At 63.5% G+C, this 17,623-nt stretch carries 21 protein-coding genes and 1 pseudogene; 18 read left to right on the forward strand and 4 right to left on the reverse strand.

Annotated elements, in window-relative coordinates; genetic code table 11:
• Positions 1–279 (reverse strand): annotated as a pseudogene (locus tag WA904_RS10005) (hypothetical protein); the annotation flags it as partial.
• 219 nt (positions 280–498) lie between these two features.
• On the opposite strand from WA904_RS10005, the gene WA904_RS10010 reads away from it, so the two are divergent.
• Positions 499–915: a hypothetical protein gene (locus WA904_RS10010; RefSeq protein WP_425196980.1), complete on the forward strand. Its 417-nt coding sequence runs from the start codon at positions 499–501 to the stop codon at positions 913–915.
• Positions 916–946: 31 nt separating this feature from the next.
• Here WA904_RS10010 and WA904_RS10015 read toward each other — a convergent pair whose 3' ends face one another.
• Positions 947–1,465: a disulfide bond formation protein B gene (locus tag WA904_RS10015; protein ID WP_425196981.1), complete on the reverse strand. Its 519-nt coding sequence runs from the start codon at positions 1,463–1,465 to the stop codon at positions 947–949.
• A 222-nt stretch (positions 1,466–1,687) separates the two neighbouring features.
• On the opposite strand from WA904_RS10015, the gene WA904_RS10020 reads away from it, so the two are divergent.
• From WA904_RS10020 to WA904_RS10030, 3 genes are all read left to right on the forward strand, one after another.
• Entirely contained in the window at positions 1,688–2,098 is a 411-nt protein-coding gene (locus WA904_RS10020) for a VOC family protein (protein ID WP_425196982.1), read from the forward strand.
• Positions 2,099–2,174: 76 nt separating this feature from the next.
• On the forward strand, positions 2,175–2,726 hold the full coding sequence (locus tag WA904_RS10025; protein WP_425196983.1) for a GNAT family N-acetyltransferase: 552 nt from the start codon (positions 2,175–2,177) through the stop codon (positions 2,724–2,726).
• Position 2,727: 1 nt separating this feature from the next.
• Complete coding sequence (locus tag WA904_RS10030; RefSeq protein ID WP_425196984.1) at positions 2,728–3,003, forward strand: DUF2277 domain-containing protein; 276 nt, start codon at positions 2,728–2,730, stop codon at positions 3,001–3,003.
• Between the two features lie 114 nt (positions 3,004–3,117).
• On the opposite strand, the gene WA904_RS10035 is transcribed toward WA904_RS10030, so the two are convergent.
• A complete protein-coding gene (locus WA904_RS10035; protein ID WP_425196985.1) occupies positions 3,118–4,023 on the reverse strand; it encodes a LysR family transcriptional regulator in 906 nt (301 codons plus the stop codon).
• A gap of 154 nt (positions 4,024–4,177) precedes the next feature.
• On the opposite strand from WA904_RS10035, the gene WA904_RS10040 reads away from it, so the two are divergent.
• Positions 4,178–4,825: an FMN-dependent NADH-azoreductase gene (locus tag WA904_RS10040; RefSeq protein WP_425196986.1), complete on the forward strand. Its 648-nt coding sequence runs from the start codon at positions 4,178–4,180 to the stop codon at positions 4,823–4,825.
• A gap of 91 nt (positions 4,826–4,916) precedes the next feature.
• Here the strand turns inward: WA904_RS10040 and WA904_RS10045 are convergent, their stop codons facing one another.
• Positions 4,917–5,465: an NADPH-dependent FMN reductase gene (locus tag WA904_RS10045; protein WP_425196987.1), complete on the reverse strand. Its 549-nt coding sequence runs from the start codon at positions 5,463–5,465 to the stop codon at positions 4,917–4,919.
• A 216-nt stretch (positions 5,466–5,681) separates the two neighbouring features.
• Between WA904_RS10045 and WA904_RS10050 the strand changes: the two genes are divergently transcribed.
• From WA904_RS10050 to WA904_RS10110, 13 genes are all read left to right on the forward strand, one after another.
• On the forward strand, positions 5,682–6,020 hold the full coding sequence (locus WA904_RS10050) for an antibiotic biosynthesis monooxygenase family protein (RefSeq protein WP_425196988.1): 339 nt from the start codon (positions 5,682–5,684) through the stop codon (positions 6,018–6,020).
• A 52-nt stretch (positions 6,021–6,072) separates the two neighbouring features.
• Positions 6,073–6,807: a TetR/AcrR family transcriptional regulator gene (locus WA904_RS10055; RefSeq protein WP_425196989.1), complete on the forward strand. Its 735-nt coding sequence runs from the start codon at positions 6,073–6,075 to the stop codon at positions 6,805–6,807.
• Positions 6,808–6,993: 186 nt separating this feature from the next.
• The gene (locus tag WA904_RS10060; RefSeq protein ID WP_425196990.1) at positions 6,994–7,581 is read left to right on the forward strand and encodes an NAD(P)H-dependent oxidoreductase; all 588 of its coding nucleotides are present in this window, start codon (positions 6,994–6,996) and stop codon (positions 7,579–7,581) included.
• Positions 7,582–7,608: 27 nt separating this feature from the next.
• Positions 7,609–8,463 (forward strand): creatininase family protein, encoded by an 855-nt coding sequence (locus WA904_RS10065; RefSeq protein WP_425196991.1) that lies wholly within the window; start codon positions 7,609–7,611, stop codon positions 8,461–8,463.
• 74 nt (positions 8,464–8,537) lie between these two features.
• A complete protein-coding gene (locus tag WA904_RS10070) occupies positions 8,538–9,521 on the forward strand; it encodes an ABC transporter substrate-binding protein (RefSeq protein WP_425196992.1) in 984 nt (327 codons plus the stop codon).
• Positions 9,521–10,351, forward strand: a complete 831-nt coding sequence (locus WA904_RS10075) for an ABC transporter ATP-binding protein (protein WP_425196993.1) — start codon at positions 9,521–9,523, stop codon at positions 10,349–10,351. Before WA904_RS10070 ends, WA904_RS10075 begins: the two co-directional genes overlap by 1 nt.
• Positions 10,348–11,151: an ABC transporter permease gene (locus WA904_RS10080; RefSeq protein ID WP_425196994.1), complete on the forward strand. Its 804-nt coding sequence runs from the start codon at positions 10,348–10,350 to the stop codon at positions 11,149–11,151. Before WA904_RS10075 ends, WA904_RS10080 begins: the two co-directional genes overlap by 4 nt.
• An 89-nt stretch (positions 11,152–11,240) precedes the next feature.
• A complete protein-coding gene (locus WA904_RS10085; RefSeq protein WP_425196995.1) occupies positions 11,241–12,614 on the forward strand; it encodes an FAD-binding oxidoreductase in 1,374 nt (457 codons plus the stop codon).
• Positions 12,611–13,072, forward strand: a complete 462-nt coding sequence (locus WA904_RS10090; RefSeq protein ID WP_425196996.1) for a RidA family protein — start codon at positions 12,611–12,613, stop codon at positions 13,070–13,072. Before WA904_RS10085 ends, WA904_RS10090 begins: the two co-directional genes overlap by 4 nt.
• A 163-nt stretch (positions 13,073–13,235) precedes the next feature.
• Entirely contained in the window at positions 13,236–14,210 is a 975-nt protein-coding gene (locus tag WA904_RS10095; RefSeq protein ID WP_425196997.1) for an ABC transporter substrate-binding protein, read from the forward strand.
• Positions 14,211–14,295: 85 nt separating this feature from the next.
• A complete protein-coding gene (locus WA904_RS10100) occupies positions 14,296–15,351 on the forward strand; it encodes a Rieske 2Fe-2S domain-containing protein (protein ID WP_425196998.1) in 1,056 nt (351 codons plus the stop codon).
• On the forward strand, positions 15,338–16,414 hold the full coding sequence (locus WA904_RS10105) for a Rieske 2Fe-2S domain-containing protein (protein ID WP_425196999.1): 1,077 nt from the start codon (positions 15,338–15,340) through the stop codon (positions 16,412–16,414). Before WA904_RS10100 ends, WA904_RS10105 begins: the two co-directional genes overlap by 14 nt.
• Positions 16,411–17,623 (forward strand): amidohydrolase family protein (locus WA904_RS10110; protein WP_425197000.1); only part of this gene is annotated, 1,213 nt, incomplete at its 3' end. The genes WA904_RS10105 and WA904_RS10110, both read left to right, overlap by 4 nt.

Raw genomic sequence — 17,623 nt, forward strand, 5'->3', positions numbered from 1 at the left:
GGGCGCACCCACCAGCACCATGAGCTGCACCGGCGCCGCCACCTGCACGGCGGCCAGCGCCGGCGCCAGCAATCCCCATTCATGCAGGCCGGCATGCGGCTGCAGCACTTCCACCAGCGCGCCCTGCGGCCAGCCGCCGCCGGGCAAAACCTGATTGAGCACCGCATAACCCGTGTCCACCGTCGCCAGGCTCGCGCTGCCCAGCTCGCCGGCGCGCCACACATGGCGCATGGCGTTCAGGTCCGGCAGGGCTGGGGCCGTGGAAAGGGGGGAAAGCATGGGGCAATCGAAAATAACTGTATTTTCATACAGTATATGACCGAGTCCAGCCCAAAGCCAGCAAAGCCCTTGCCCCGCTACGGCAAGCCGGATACTAAAGGTAAAGCTGGGGGAATCGGGAAATTTCCAGCCTGGAAATGGCTAAAATGCTGTTGATATGTACAGCATTTTTCTTTTTTCAAGCCCGGCAGAAAATCAGTGCTTTGGAGGTCAGGCGCGATGAAACATGCACTCCGGCGGGCAGGCAGCATTGTTGCCATCTTGGTGCTGGCCGCCTGCAGCAGGGAAGCAGACACGGCCGCTGCGGCCTATGTGCCCACAGCGCAGCCGTCCAACGTGAAACCGGGTTTCATCAACAAGGTGTGGGAGGTCAGCGTCTCCACCGGCGTGGAGCCCGGCATGCTGTACGCATTCCTGTCCGACGGCACACTGGTCATGACCTCGCCCCACAGCAAGGCCGCCTTCGGTGCCTGGACCTACAAAAACGGTGTGCTGACGATGATCGAGGGATCGCAGGAATACAAGACCGACATCCTGAAGCTGAGCCACGAAGAGCTGCGGCTCAAAAGCAATCACCCCGGGGGGAGTGTCGAAATCCTGCTGGTGCCGGCACGGGTGGCACCGCTGCCACCCTGAGTACCGGGAAATACCGGGACAGCTGTTCCGCTCAGCGGCTGGAGCCTGCCCGGCGGCCCTGGACAAGCAACAGGGCCAGCATCAGCAACGCGATGCCCACAAAACACAGGAAAGACCAGTTGGCAATCGACAGGCCGAGAAAGGTCCAGTCGATTTTGGTGCAGTCGCCGCTGCCCTTGAAGATCATCGGGATCACCCGCTGCAGCGGGAAGGTCTCGATCATTCCGTAAAAGTCACGCCCGCAGGACGCTTCTTCCGGCGGGTACCACTGCAGCCAGCTCTGGCGGGCCGCCACAAAAGCACCGAGGCCGGCGAGCAGCAGCGTCACCCCCGAGCCCGTCATGAGCAGCCCTTTTTTATTCGTGAAAGCCGTGATGCCGGCAACAATCGCCACCAGCGCCAGCGCATATCGCTGCACGATACACATGGGGCAAGGCTCCAAGCCCACCACATGCTGCAGGTACAGCCCAAAAGCCAGCAAGGCGACACAGCCCACGGCCACCAGCACCAGCACACGGCGCGGCGCCGTTTCGAAATACGTCAGGAACATCAGGAAACCTTCTTTTTTCTGAATGGATTATGAATCGTCCGGGGGTTCGGGCGTTTGGGGCTGGATAAGTTCCCGGGATCAATTCTTCACCGCCGCTTTCATTACCTCTTGTCCTACAGGCGAGGCACCTCCATGGACGTAAAAAGTCAGGCAGCAATCATCACCAGCCAAACGGCAAGCACATCGCCGTTGTTTGCAAGCTGAACCGGAAAGGACATCACCATGGAAATACATCGCGGCCGCCTCATTGACCACATCCACCTGCGTGCCCATGACCTGGCAGCCAGCAAGCGCTTTTATCGCGCCGTGCTGCAGTCATTGGGCAAGGCCGACGCCATTCAGGAAACCGATGATCATTTTTCGGCTGACGAGTTGTGGATGGACCAGGCCGAAGGTGTCGTCTCACACATCCATCTGGCATTTCGGGCCAAAGACCAGGCAGAGGTTAAAGCCTTTTACGAAGCCGCCCTGGCCGCAGGCGGTACCGACAACGGCGCCCCGGGCGAACGCAAGTACCACCCCGGCTACTACGGCGCCTTCGTGCTGGACCCGGACGGCAACAACATCGAGGCGGTGTACCACGGGCCTTTTGTTGCCTCGGCGGAGTCGGTGGTGATCAGGCCTGCCGAATAGAAAGAAGGAGCGGAAGCATCACACCTCCCGGGGAATGCTGATATAACCGGCAACCTGAAAAAACGGAAATTGCGGCATGAAAGTCATGCCATTTCTCCGCCTCGCCATTGAGATCACTCCCCTGTCAAAGATGCTCATCCAACAAGCTCAACCCCATGAAACACCATTGGTGGCTGAGGTACTGATGGCCGCCGCAGAAAACTTGATCCGGCGTGGCGAGATGCTTTGGCCCACTTCGGAAGTGAATGAAGCGGCCATTCAGGAGCATGTACGGGCGGGCTGGTATTTCATGGCCCGCGATGACGAAGGACCTGTCGGGGTTTTCCGCTTCCAGCTTGAAGACCGGCACTTCTGGCCTGAAATTCCTGAGGGATCTTCGGCGTTTGTTCACAAAGTGGCGGTGCACCCGCGCGCCCAGGGTCGGGAACTTGCGCAAGCCCTGCTTGCCCATGCATGCGAACTTGCACGCCAACATGGACGGCAGCATCTGCGGCTGGATTGCAGACATGGAAGGACCAAGCTGATGTCTGTCTATGAACGCTTCGGCTTTCGACACCATAGTGAAAAGCAAATAGGGCTCGAGCGATTTGAACGGTATGAAATTGAAATTTCAAAGCAGGAGGCCTGACATGTGCCGCAACATCAAAACCTTGTTCAACTTCGAGCCACCAGCCACCGAACTCGAGATCCGCGACGCTTCGCTGCAGTTTGTCAGGAAGCTCAGCGGGTTCAGCGTACCGTCCAAAGCCAATGAAGCGGCATTCGAACGCGCGGTTGAAGAGGTGGCAGCTTCCGCTCGAAACCTTATCGGTTCACTGGTGACCAACGCCGAGCCTCGCAACCGCGAAGTCGAGGCCGAACGGGCGCGCGCGAGGTCAGCGATGAGGTTCGGCGCGGGTCAGTGACGGGCAGGCGCCTCCTGCATCAGGTGTGCAAATGCGACTGGACCGATCGATATATGCCAGATTGGCCTTTAGCCCTTTATCCACGGGCGCAAGCAGCTATAAAAACAGGAGCACCTAGTCCGGCGTTTCGGACTTCAGGTGCTCGCCAAGGAAATCCAGGAAGCTGCGTACAGCCGGCACCTGCCCGCGGCGCGACGGAAACACTGCGTGCAGCATGCCCGGCCGCAATGTCCAGCCAGGCAGCACCTGCACCAGCAACCGGGCCTGCTGCTCGGCCTGGCTCAGCATGTCCGGCAGAAAGCTCATGCCCGTGCCGGCCAGCATCGCCAGCTTGAGGGTCTGCAGGTCGTCGGCCACATACCGCGGCTGGTGCTGCAGCACAAACTCCTGTCCCTGCGGCCCCACCAGGGTCCATGCGCTGCGCCCGTCGGCTGCCGACATCGCCACGGTGTCCAGCTTCTTCAGATCGTCGGGCGTGGCCGGCGCACCCTGCCGCCTCAGCAGTTCGGGACTGGCCAGCAGATAACCGCAGGAGGCGCCCAGTTGCTTGACCACCAGGCTGCCGCTGTCGTCCAGCGTCGGACGGACCCGCAACGCGACGTCGATGCCCTCTTCCACCAGATCCACCACGCGGTTGGTCACCTGCATGTCGACCCTGACATGGGGATACAGGGCCAGGAAACGCGGCAACAGATAGCCCAAGGTGCCTTGCGCCAGCGTGACCGGGCAACTGATGCGCAGGGTACCGCGCGGCTCGCTCTGCATATGCGCCACCGCCTCGCCGGCAGCCAGCGCTTCATCACGCATGGCCACGCAGTGGCTCAGGTAGAGCTCACCGGCCCCGGTCAGCGACAGCTTGCGCGTGGTGCGCTGCAGCAGCCGCACCCCCAGCTGGGTCTCCAGCTCGGCCACTCGGCGCGAAAGCCGCGATTTGGGCAAACCCAGCGCGCGGCCCGCTGCGGCAAACCCGCCACGCTCTGCCACCTCGGCGAAATACACCATGTCATTCAGGTCCTGCATCGCTCACTCCCGGGCTTTGGCGAAGATCAATTGTCCTATAAATAGGACGATATATCGCATTTTTGCCATCTTATCAATGAATCGTTCCATCCACACAATCTATCCATGGCTGCAGAACGGCCTACTCCCATTCAACCCAGCAAGGAAATTCATCATGAGCAAGCTTCTCCACATCGACTCCAGCATCCTCGGCGGCAACTCGGTTTCCCGCCAGCTGACCGCACAAATCGTGGCCTCCTGGCGCGCCGGCCACCCGGCCACCGAGGTCAGCTACCTCGACCTGGCGGTGGACACCCCCAGCCATCTCTCGGCCGAATCCCTGGGCTTTCGCATGCCCGCAGGCAGTGCGCTGAGCGACGCGCAAAAACGCGAAAACGCCGTGTCGGAAGCGCTGGTGTCGCAATTCCTGGCGGCCGACGTCATCGTGGTAGGCGCACCGTTGTACAACTTCTCCATCCCAACCCAGCTCAAGGCCTGGATTGACCGTGTGGCCCAGGTCGGCCGCACTTTCGCCTATACCGACAAGGGCCCGGTGGGCCTGGCCGGTGGCAAGACGGTGATCGTGGCTTCTTCGCGCGGCGGCATGTATTCCACCAGCGATGCCGGCAATGCCACCGAACACCAGGAAAGTTACCTCAAGGTGGTGTTCGGTTTCTTCGGCATCACCGACGTGCGGTTTGTGCGCGCTGAAGGCCTGGCCATGGGCGACGCCGCCAAGGCCGCAGCCCTGGCAGCCGCCGCGGCTGACATTGCGACGCAAGCCAAGGCCGCCAACGAAGCGCAGGCTGCCCTGGCCGCCTGAACCCGGCGGGCGCAAGCCCGGCAGGCCTGAGCTGCCCCCATGAAAAAAGCCCGCGTTGCGGGCTTTTTTCTTTGCGCGGCGGCAGGAAAGTTCAGGCGTGTTTTTTGACCCAGTCCACATAGGCGTTGACCCAGCCCTGCAAAAACGCCAGGCTGGCCTCGCCGATGTTGCCGGCCGCGTCGTACAGCCCCTCCTTGTTGTGGATGAAGGCTTCGGGCTGGCCCAGTGTAGGCACATTCAGGTAGGCCAGGATGTTGCGCAGGTGCTGCTGCGCCAGCGCCGTACCGATGGGGCCGACGGAAGCACCCAGCACACCCGCCGGTTTGCCGTTCCACACGCTTTTGCCGTAGGGGCGGGAGGCATGGTCAATCGCGTTTTTCAGAACGCCGGGAATCGAGCGGTTGTATTCAGGCGTGAAAAACAGCAGCCCCTGGGCCGCCGTGATCTCGCCCTTCAGACGCGTCACCTGCGCCGAGGGGTTGCCGTCGTCGTCCTGGTTGTAGGGCGGCAGGTCGTCGATGCGCACCTGGGTAAAACTGAAGCCGGCGGGGAACAGCTTTTCCAGCGCCATGGCGAGTTTTTTGTTGAAGGAGTCCTTGCGGAGGCTGCCGACGACGACAGCGATGTTGTATTGGGCCATGGGGTTCTCCAGAAAATCGGGGGGTGAACAGAGCTTGTGAGCCAGGCTGGCGAATGCGCATGAACTCCCCCCTTTTTTAAATCAATTCGCCGCCGCATGTTGTAGGACGCCAGGACGGAAATGCCCCGAAAGCCATGCAGCGCGTAACAATCATCGGCAGGGAGTAAAAACCAGGCCCGCCTTCCCCCGGCCCGTACGGCTACAGGAGAATCGTCCATGAAATTCATTTTTGAAGTCCGCATGAAACCCGGCTACACGGTGGATGACTACGCGGCGGCCTGGATACGCGCCAGTGAAATCATCCAGCGTACGTCGGGCGCGCGCGGCACCTATCTGCACCGCAAGATCGGTTCACCCGACACCCTGCTGGCCATTGCCACCTGGGAGTCCAAGGCCCACCGCGATGCCAAGGACGACCGCCGGGACGAGACCGTGCGCGCCATCCTTGAAAAGCACGCGCAGAACTGCGAAGTCAAGGTTATCGGCGAATTCGAGGAACCGGAATGGTCGGTGTTGCCTGCGGCACCTCCCGGTACGGCGCCGGAACAACGTTAGGCAAGGAATCCGGCCCCGGCCTTGCCCGCTGCTGCCGCTGCAGAACGCGGCCTTGCAGTTACCATCTGCTACCATCAAACTCACCCCTCCAGCCGCAGAAAGCCGCACCTTCCCGATGAAATCGGCCGCCTCGCCAACGAAGAAATCGACCCCCATCGAAGCCGGCAAGCCGCCCCGCAACGCGCGCGAAAACCGCGAGCGGATCATGGCCGCCATCCACGCCGCCGCCATTGCCGAATTCAGCGAAAACGGCCTCAAGGGCACCTCCACCCAGGCGATTGCCGCCCGCGCGGGGCTGACCAAACCGCAGCTTCACTACTACATCAAAAGCAAGGAAGAGCTGTACGAAGAGCTGCTGATGTCGGTGGTGTCCGACTGGAAAGGCATGTTCAATACCAGCTCGGCCGACCCGGGCAAGGTGCTGGGCGACTACATCCGCTCGAAGGTGGTCATTGCCTTCGAGAAGCCCGAGGTGTCGCGCATCTTCACCCGCGAGGTGCTCGACGGCGGGCGCAACCTCGACAAATTCTGGCCCGACTCGCGCCGGCGCACCCGGGAGAAGGTCAAGGTCATCAACGGCTGGATCGAGCGCGGCCTGATGAAGCCGGTGGATCCGCACATGCTGCTGATGAGCATCTGGGCCATGACGCAGTTTTACGCCGACTCGGCCCTGCAGGTGCAGCAGCTGATCAAACCCGGCCAGGCGTCCTGGATGCCGGACCGTGATGCGCTGATCCAGGAGCTGACCGCGCTGATCCTGCGCGGCTGCGGCATCAAACTTTCCTGACCGGAAAAGGCCTCCCAGGTCTTTGACCTGGCACAAGCTTTGCGTTATTTGACCAATCGATCAAATTGATTGGTCAATCATGACGCTTACCGCCCCCGATTCCCCCTCCTCCGCCGCCGGCATGCCCAGTGACGGTGCATCGCTCACAGCCGCGGTGCATCGCCCGCCGCTCCATTGGGACACGCCATGCATGTCCTAGTCGTTTACTGCCACCCGGTGGAAACCAGCTTCCACGCGGCGCTGCACCAGGAGGTGCTCACCAACCTGAAGGCCGCGGGCCACACGGTGGATGACTGCGACCTGTACGCCGAAGGTTTCAACCCCGTGCTGTCGCGCGAAGAGCGCCTGGGCTACCACGATGTGCCGTCCAACCAGTTGCCGCTGGCCGCGCACGTGGAACGCCTGCGCAAGGCGGAAGCCATCGTGTTCTGCTTTCCGACCTGGTGCTTCGGCCTGCCCGCCATGCTCAAGGGCTACTTCGACCGCCTCTTCATGCCGGGTGTGGCCTTCGACCTCAGCGACCCGGCCAACGTCAAACCCATGCTCACCCATATCAGGCGCATCTCGGCGGTCGTCACCTACGGCCGGCCGCGCTGGGTGGCCTGGTACATGGGCGACCCGCCGCGCAAGATCATCACGCGCTACATGTTGCGGCTGACCGGCAGCGCCGCCCGCGTGGACTTCCACGCGTACTACCACATGAACGTAGCCACCGAGCCGCGCCTGAAACGCTTCATGCGCCAGGTCGGCCAGGCGATGGCGAAGTTCGCCTGAGGCCCGCACTTCCCGAAAGGATTTCCCATGATTCACGGCTACATCCCGCCCCACCGCTTCCTGCCCTACCTGAGCTGGACAGAAATCAGTGCGCTCCCGGACCGGGAGAACACCGTCATCGTGCTGCCGGTAGGCGCCATCGAACAGCACGGCCCGCACCTGCCCTGTTCGGTCGACAGCGTGATCTCCTCCGGCGTGCTGGGCAAGGCGCTGGAGCGCCTGCCTGACGGTGTACGGGCTTTCGGCCTGGCGCCCATCACTTATGGCAAGTCAGACGAGCACCTGCACTTTCCCGGCACCATGACGCTGACCGGCCCAACCTTGCTGGCGACCATCACCGAGATCGGCGAATCGGTGTACCGCGCGGGTTTTCGCAAGCTGCTGCTGGCCAACGGCCATGGCGGCCAGCCGCAGGTGCTGGAGATGGCTGCGCGCGAGCTGCGCCTGCGCCATGGCGACTTCGTCATCGTCCCCTACCACGTGTCGCGCCTGCCCAACTCGTCGGGGAAATACATCTCCGACCAGGAACGCAAGCTGGCCATGCACGCCGGGCATTCGGAAACTGCACTGATGCTGGCGCTGGCACCCGACACCGTGCACATGGAACGTGCGGTCGCCAACTTTCCGCCGCCCTTTCCTTCAAAGATCCTGTCCGGCGACGGCCGGCCGGCCTGTGCTTGGACGGCGCGCGATTTCGGCTCCAGCGGCGTGATCGGCGACCCGCTCAGCGCCACCCGCGAACAGGGCGAAGACATCCTCTACACGCTGTCGGCCAGCTGGGTGGAAGCCATCACCGACCTGTTCCACATGCAGTGGGTGGTGCGCGATGTCCCTTCCTGGGGCTACGGCCACCAGCAGGGGCATGTCCAGCAGGCGCTGTAGCCCTGGGCGCACAACTTGCATCGACCTTCCCACGATTTCGCTTCCGCTGTTCAACCGTTCTTCGAAAGGCCATCATGAAAGCTTCCATCACACGCACCCTCCTCGCCGCCTCGCTCACCCTGGCCTTTTCGGCCGGCGCGCAGGCGCAGGACAAGCTCACCTACATGACCAACTGGTATGCGCAGGCCGAGCACGGCGGCTTCTACCAGGCCGTGGCCACCGGCATCTACAAGAAGTATGGCCTGGACGTGACCATCAAGATGGGCGGCCCGCAGGTCAACATCATGCAGCTCATGGCTGCCGGCCAGACCGACTGCGTCATGGGTTCGAGCGATCTGCAGATGATGATCGCGCGCAGCGGCGGCCTGCCTGTCGTCACGCTGGCCGCGGTGTTCCAGAAAGACCCGCAGGTGCTGATCGCCCATGAAGAAGTCAAAAGCTTCGAGGACATGAAGGGCAAGACCATCCTGATCGCCCCTACGGCCCAGCGTGGCTACTGGCTCTGGCTCAAGGGCAAGTACGGCTTTCAGGATTCCCAGACCCGACCCTACACCTTCAACATCCAGCCCTTTGTCGCCGACAAGAACACGGTGCAGCAGGGCTACCTGACTTCCGAGCCCTTCGCCATCCAGAAGGCCGGCGTCAAGGCCAACACCTTCCTCTTCGCCGACCATGGCTGGCCTTCCTACGGCACCACCATTTCATGCATGGAAGACACGGTGAAGAACCGCAGCAAGGTGGTGGCCGCCTTCGTCAAGGGAACGATGGAAGGCTGGAAGAGCTACCTGGCCGACCCGGCGCCAGGCAATGTGCTGATCAAGAAGGACAACCCCAACATGAGCGACGAACAGCTGGCCTACAGCGTGGCCAAGCTCAAGGAGATGGGCATCGTCACCGGCGGCGACGCAGGCAAGGCCGGCATCGGCAGCATGAACGACGCCCGCATCAAACAGAGTTATGCCTTCCTGGTCGAGAACAAGCTGGTGGACCCGGCCAAGGTGACACCGGCCCAGGCATTCATGTTCGACCACATCAAGGACCTGAAGGTGATGCCTTGATGCGTGAACCGCCTGCTGCCCTGGCCGCCGCCGTCCCGGGCATCGCCACGCCAGCCGTCGAAGTCCTGTCGGCGCACAAGACCTACCCGAACGGGACGGTCGCACTGCAGCCGGTGGACCTCACGGTGCAGGAGGGCGAGTTCGTGACCCTGCTCGGCCCCTCAGGCTGCGGCAAAAGCACCCTGCTCAAGATGGTGGCCGGGCTGCTGGACCCCACCGACGGACGCCTGCTGCTGTGGCGCAAGCCGGTGACACAGCTGGCGGAGTGCCAGCACAAGCTGGCTTTCGTGTTCCAGTCGCCCACGCTCATGCCCTGGGCCAGCGTAGCCGCCAACGTGCGCCTGCCGCTTGACCTGGCGGGTGTCCCGCGGGCCGAGGCAGATGCCCGTGTCGTCGATGCGCTGGCGCTGGTGGGCCTCACCAAATTTTCCAGCGCACTGCCGCGCAACCTCTCCGGTGGCATGCAGATGCGCGTATCGATTGCGCGCAGCCTGGTGGTGCAACCCAACCTGCTGCTGATGGACGAACCCTTCGGCGCGCTGGACGAGATCACCCGCCACAAGCTGGACGCCGACCTGCTGACTTTGTGGCGCGAGAAGAAACTGACCGTGATTTTTGTCACCCACTCGATCCACGAGGCGGTATTTTTGTCCACCCGCGTGGTGATGATGGCGGCGCGGCCGGGACGCATCACCGAGGAGGTGCTGATCGACGAACCCTACCCGCGCACGCCCGACTTCATGGTGACACCGCGCTTTGCGCAGTACGCCAAGCGCCTGCAGGACAGCCTGCTGCGCGCCAGCCACGACACCGACGAGGAGCACGCATGATCCGCACCGCCGCCTTTGCTTCGCCGCGCGTGCAGCGCGTTCTTTATCCCACCCTCGTTGCCGTCGTGCTGCTGGGCAGCTGGCAGGCACTGGTCACCGGCTTCAAGCTGCCACCCTACCTGGTGCCTTCGCCGCTGCTGATGTTCCAGACCCTGGTGACCGACTGGCAATCGCTGGGCGGCTCGCTGCTGGTGACGCTGAAGATCACCTTGCTGTCCTTCGTGGTGGCCACCGTGGTCGGCGTGCTGATCTCCTTTCTGTTCGTGCAGAGCCGAAAGATAGAAACCGCGCTGTTTCCCTACGCGGTGCTGCTGCAGGTCACACCCATCGTGGCCGTTGCGCCACTCATCATCATCTGGGTCAAGGACCCGACGGCCTCGCTGGTGCTGTGCGCCGCGCTGGTGGCGCTGTTTCCCATCATCTCCAACACCACGCTGGGCCTGCGCAGCATAGACCCCGACCTGCAAAGCTACTTCACGATGAATCGCGCCAGCCGCCTGCAGACCCTGGTGCGGCTGCGCATCCCGAGCGCCTTGCCCTATTTCTTCGGCGGCCTGCGCATTTCCAGCGGGCTGGCACTGATAGGCGCAGTGGTCGCGGAGTTCGTGGCCGGCACCGGCGGTGCGGCCACCGGCCTGGCCTACCAGATCCTGATGGCCGGCTACCAGCTCAACATCCCGCGCATGTTCGCCGCCCTGCTGCTGATTTCGCTGGCCGGGGTAGGCCTGTTTGCGCTGATGGCCTGGCTCACCAAACTGGCGCTGGGCTCCTGGCACGCCAGCGAACTCTCGCGGGACTGAGGCCGGCACCCGCCAGACGCTACATTTTTAATAGCTGCCTGCGCCCGCCACATAAGGGCCAGGGGCCAAAAACACTTGAAAGATTCACGGTGAACGCTCCCACCCATCCCATAGAACAACTGCACGCCGAACTTGCCGACCTGGACTGGGTCACCGACGAGGGCCGCATCGCCCGCCTGTCCCAGGACTTCTCCTGGTTCAGCCCGGTGCTCAAGCGCCAGCTCGAGGGCAAGCGGGCAGCCGCCGCAGTGCGTCCGCGCAGCGAGGAAGAAATCCGCCGCCTCGTCGCCCTGTGCGCGCGGCTGCATGTGCCCATCACCGTGCGCGGCAGCGGCACCGGCAATTACGGCCAGGCCGTGCCGCTGCAAGGTGGTGTGGTGCTGGACATGAGCGGCTACAACGCCTTCCTCTGGGCACGCCATGGCGCCGGCCGCGCCCAGGCCGGCATCCGGCTTGGTGATTTCGACAAGGCAGTGAAGCCGCACGGCCAGGAGCTACGCTGCATACCTTCCACCTTCCGCAGCGCCACGCTCGGCGGCCTGTTCGGCGGCGGCTTCGGCGGCGTCGGCTCCATCAACTACGGCCCGCTGGCCGCCCGCGGCAACGTGCTGGGTGTGCGCGCCATCACCATCGAGGAAGAACCGCAGTTCATCGAGCTGCGCGGCCCCGAGGCGCTGCTCATGCACCACATGTGGGGCACCAACGGCCTGGTGCTGGAAGTCGAAGTCGGCCTGGCTCCCGTGCATGACTGGATGGAAAGCATCATCACCTTCGCCAGTTTTGACGAGGCGCTGGAGTTCGGCGATGCCGTCGCGCGCGCCCCGGGCATTGTCAAAAAAGAGGTCTGCCTGCTGGCCGCGCCCATTCCGGACTACATGAAGCAACTGGCCGACTACCTGCCTGCCGGCTGCCACGCCGTCATCACGGCCACCGCCTCCAGCAGCGAGGCGCCGCTGCTGGAACTGGTGGCCCAGTATGCGGGCACGGTCACCTACCGCAGGACGGCAGAAGAAGTGGCGGCCAGCAACCGCACCCTGCTGGAATTCACTTGGAACCACACCACGCTGAACGCCCTGAAGGTGGACAAGGGCATCACCTACCTGCAAAGCGCCTTCGTCGCCGGCGAACACCTGGCGCAGGTCAAATACATGGAACAGCTGCTGGGCGGCGAAGTGCTGATGCATGCCGAATTCATCCGCAACATGGAAGGCAACATCACCTGTACCGCGCTGCAGCTGGTGAAGTTCAGCACCGAGGAACGCCTGCAGGAGATCATGCAGATCCACCGCGACAACGGTGTGCGCATCAACGACCCGCATGTCAGCATCGTCGAGGACGGAAAAGCCGGCGGCGAGCTGCCGCAGGCCGTGCTCGACATCAAGCGCCGCTTCGACCCGCTGGGCCTGCTCAACCCCGGCAAGGTGCGCGCATGGCTGAACCCACCTGAGAAGGCAAGCCCATGAACACCGGCATGGGCCAACCCATGGCGAACTACTCGGCCGCACGGCGCGTGGGGGACTTTGTTTTTGCCAGCGGCGTGGTCGCGGTGGATCCTGTGCGAAAGGCCGTGGTGCAGGCTTATGACGAGTTGCCGCCCCAGGCGCTGGAAGCCTTGCGCAGCATTGGTTATGTCACGGGCCAGATGACGGTGGACATCTACGAGGCGCCGGCCGTCGCGCAAAGCTGGTTCGTGCTGGAGCGCATCCGCCAGCTGGCCGTCGAACACGGCGGCAGCATGGCCGACGTGGTCAAGCTGGTGCAGTACTTTCGCGATTTGCGCCACTACCCGTTTTACAACCGCGTGCGCGGCCTGTTCTACCCCGGCGAGCCGCCGGCCAGCACGGTGGTGGAGGTGTCGCGTTTCATGCCCGGCGACGGGGCGCTGATTGAAGTGGAGGCCACGATTTATCTGCCCAGATGATGCCTTGGCATGGCCCTGATACGGCATGAAATTTGCGTCTTGATTTTCAGAGTAGAAGCAGGCAACGGTCCACGGACCGCGGGTCATTGCTCTGGCGGCGGGATTGTTCCCGACGTGCGCCGTGGTGGCGCTTTGTGTTGATCAACATAACCGGAGAAACTGCATGTCATTCCCTACCCTCGTTCGCAAGATCCTGCCGGCGCTCGCGCTGGCTGCCACAGCCAGCCTGGCCCACGCGCAGGACAAGGTCACCTTCCTCACCTCCTGGTACGCGCAGGCCGAACACGGCGGCTACTACCAGGCGATTGCCACCGGTATCTACAAAAAATACGGCCTGGACGTCACCGTCAAGATGGGCGGCCCGCAGGTCAACGCGATCCAGATCATCGCCGCCGGCCAGGCAGACTTCATCATGGGCAAGGACTTCCAGACCCTGTCGGCCATCGAGAATGGCGTGCCACTGACCACGGTCGCAGCCGTGTTCCAGTTCGAACCCCAGGGCATGGTCACGCATACCGACGTGAACAGCCTGGCCGACCTCAAGGGCAAGACCATCCTGCTGGCCACCAGCGGCCGCACCAGCTGGTGGCCCTGGCTGAAGATCAAGCACGGCCTGAAGGACGACCAGGCCCGTCCCTACACCTTCAACATGGCACCCTTTTTCGCCGACATGAATGTGGCGCAGCAGGGCTACCCCGGCTCCGAGCCCTTCATCGCCGAGAAAGCCGGCCAGAAGGTCAAGTTCTTCCTGTTCGCCAATGAGGGCTACCCGCCCTACGGCAACACCATCGTCACGACGCGGCAGATGGTCAAGGACAAGCCCGAGCTGGTGCAGCGCTTCGTCAAGGCCACTTTGGAAGGCTGGAAAAGCTACCTGGACAACCCGGCACCAGGCAACGCCCTGATCAAGCAGGACAACCCCAAGATGGAAGACGAGCTGATCGCCTACTCGGTCAAGACCATGAAGGACATGAAATTCATGGACGGCGGCGATGCGGCCAAGCTCGGCGCCGGCGTGATGACCGACGCGCGCTGGAAGCAGACCTACGACCTGATGGTCACCAGTGGCCAGCTCAAGCCGAACCCGAACTGGCAGCAGGCCTACACGCTGCAGTTCCTCAAGGACCTCAAAAAGTGACTATGTGCCCCCACGCTCACATTCGTTCGCTGCCCCCCGAGGGGGCCGTGGCCTCCCTGGAGGCGGCTCGTCGGGAGGCCGGCCGATGCTAGTCACCCAACAACCCGTGCTGAGGCGCTTCTGGTACGCCGTGATGCCGATGGACAAACTCGCCGCCGGACCCCAGCCCTTCACCCTGCTGGGCGAACACATCGTGCTGTGGAAAAAGTCCGACGGCACGCCCGCCGCCGTGCGCGACCGCTGCTGCCACCGCACCGCAAAACTGTCCAAAGGATTTGTCGAAGGCGACCACATCGTCTGCGGCTACCACGGCTGGACCTACGACTGCACCGGTGCCTGCGTGCGGATTCCGCAAAACCCGGACATGCAGATTCCGGCCGGCGCACGCGTGCCCGCCTTCCACTGCCAGGAGAAATTCGGCTACGCCTGGGTAGCGCTGGACGACCCGCTGCTACCTTTGCTGGACACCGAGGAAGAGTCCCTGGGCTACCGCCGCATCCACCAGTTCGACGAGCGCTGGGCCACCGGCGCGTTGCGGCTGATGGAAAATTCCTTCGACTCGGCGCACTTTGCCTTCGTCCACGCCGGCACCTTCGGCCAGGGCGGCCAGCCCAAGCCCGAACACTTTGCACTGGACGAGACGGACTACGGCTTCGAGGCGAGCATGGTCATCAGCATCAACAACCCGCCGCAGTCGCACCGCATCACCGGCACCACCGAACCGACCACCAAGCGCCAGTTCTCCAACCAGTGGCACATGCCCTTCCTGCGCAAGCTGGGCCTGGTTTATCCCAGCGGCATCAAACACACCATCTTCACCTGCGCCACGCCCATCGACGACCATCACGTGCAACTGATCCAGTGGCTGTACCGCAACGACAGCGAAGCGGACTGCCCGGCCGACCTGCTCAATGAATGGGACACCAGGGTGGTGCTGGAAGACAAGGTCATCCTGGAGTCGGTGGACGCCGACGCACCGGTGGATGTGGGGCGCCGCGACGAGCAGAGCATGGCCAGTGACCGGCCCGGCATGCTGATGCGCAAGCGCCTGCTGGCATTGCTGAAGGAACACGGCGAAGCCGAGGTCCACGGCTGGACCCGCATCCATCCCGTACAGGAGGTGGCTCATGCTGACCACTAAACAGAAGGTGCTGCGCCGCTTCTGGTACGCGCTGATGCCCATGGCCCACCTGGACAGGGGCCCCCAGCCGTTCACGCTGATGGGCGAGGACATCGTGCTCTGGAAGCAGGCTGACGGCACACCGGCCGCGGTGCGCGACCGCTGCTGCCACCGCACGGCCAAATTATCCAAAGGCACGGTCGAAAACGGCAACATCGTCTGCGGCTACCATGGCTGGACCTATGACTGCACCGGCGCCTGCGTGCGGATTCCGCAAAACCCCGACATGCAGATTCCGGCCGGCGCGAAAGTGCCGGCCTACCGCGCCCAGGAAAAATACGGCTACGTCTGGGTCGCGCTGGAGGACCCGCTCAAACCGATCCCGCATTTTCCGGAAGACGGCGCGCCCGGCTACCGGCGGATTTTCCAGTTCTACGAGGAATGGAAAACCAGCCCGCTGCGAATGATGGAGAACTCCTTCGACAACTCGCATTTTTCGTATGTGCACAAGGCCAACTTCGGCATCCTCGAGCAGCCGAAACCGGCGCCCTACGAGTTTCGCGAAACCGACTACGGCTTCGAGGCCGAGACCCGCGTGCCCATCCGCAACCCGGCGGCAGGCCACCAGGTCACCGGCACCACCGAGCCCATCACCGAACGCCATCTGATCAACCGTTATTACCTGCCGTTTGCACGGCGCTTCGGCTGCAACTACCCGGCCAGCGGCATTGACCACATCATCTACAACTGCGCCACGCCGATCGACGACGAACGCATGATGCTGGTGCAGTGGCTGTACCGCAACGACAGCGAGGAAAGCTGCCCGGCGCAAAAGCTGATTGCCTGGGATGCCGCCATCACGGCTGAAGACCGCGACATCCTCGAAGCCACTGACGCCGATGCCTGCGTGGACACGACACGCAAGGTGGAATTCCACATGCCCTCGGATAAACCCGGCCTGGTCATCCGCAAGCAGCTGCTGCATTTGCTGCGCGCCCATGGCGAGGAAGAAATCCACCGCGGCTCCCCGTCTACGCCAAAGAAACACATTCCCATCCAGGCCCCCGTCGGACCCGCACCATGAACCTCCTGATCCGAAACGCCGCAGCCATCCTCACCGGGCTACCCGGCAACGAAGCGCGGCATACCGGCCCCGACATCCGCGTGCGCAACGGCAAGATCGCCGCCATGGGCGCATTGCAGCCCGAACCGGGCGAGCGGCAGATCGACGCCGGCGATTGCGTGGTCTACCCGGCCTGGGTCAACACGCACCACCACCTGTTCCAGTCCTTGCTCAAGGGCGACCCCATGGGCATCAACGCCACGCTGACGCCCTGGCTCACTGCCACACCCATGCGCCTGCGGCCCCGGATGGACGAAGACATGTTCCGGCTGGCAGCACGCATCGGCCTGGTTGAGCTGGCCCTGTCGGGCTGCGCCACCGTGGCCGACCACAACTACCACTACTACCCGGACATGCCTTACGACAGCTCGGCCATCCTGTTCGAGGAAGCCGAGGCGCTGGGGCTGCGCTTTGTGCTGTGCCGGGGTGGCGGCACACTGTCGCGCCTGCCGGAAGGCGATGCGGCGCCGGCCTCGCGGCCCGAAACGCTGGAGGGCTACCTGGCCGACATCGAGCGGCTGGCCGCACGTTTCCACGACAGCGCACCCGACGCCATGCAGCGCGTCGTGGTGGCACCCACCACGCCGGTGCACTCCATGCGGCCCGAGGAACTGCGCGAATGTGCAAAGCTGGCGCGCCGGCTGGGCCTGCACCTGCATTCCCACCTGTCCGAAACCGTGCACTACCACGACAGCGTGCACACCCAGCACGCCATGAAACCGGTGCATTTCTGCGAGACCCTGGGTTGGCTCGGGCCCGACGTGTGGTTCGCGCACCTGGTGAAGCTGGACGCCGATGAAATTGCCCTGCTGGGGGCGACCGGCACCGGCATTGCGCACTGCCCGCAAAGCAACGGCCGGCTGGGCAGCGGCATCGCGCCGGTGCGGGCACTGGAAGAAGCGGGTGCGGCGGTGTCCATCGGTGTGGATGGCGCCGCCTCCAACGAGGCCGCCGACATGCTGTCGGAAACCCATGCGGCCTGGCTGATGCAGCGCGCCAGGGCCGGTGAAGCTACCACGGCGCTGCACCGCGGTGGCCAGGGCGAGGCCGACGCAGCGGCGACGACCGTGGAGGACGTGGTGCGCTGGGGCACGGCCGGCGGTGCGAAGGTGCTGGGCCTGCCCGGCATCGGCACCCTGGCACCGGGACAGGCTGCGGACATCGCCATCT

This window comes from Polaromonas sp., from assembly GCF_049790275.1.
In the GTDB taxonomy this organism is placed as follows: Bacteria; Pseudomonadota; Gammaproteobacteria; order Burkholderiales; family Burkholderiaceae_C; genus Polaromonas.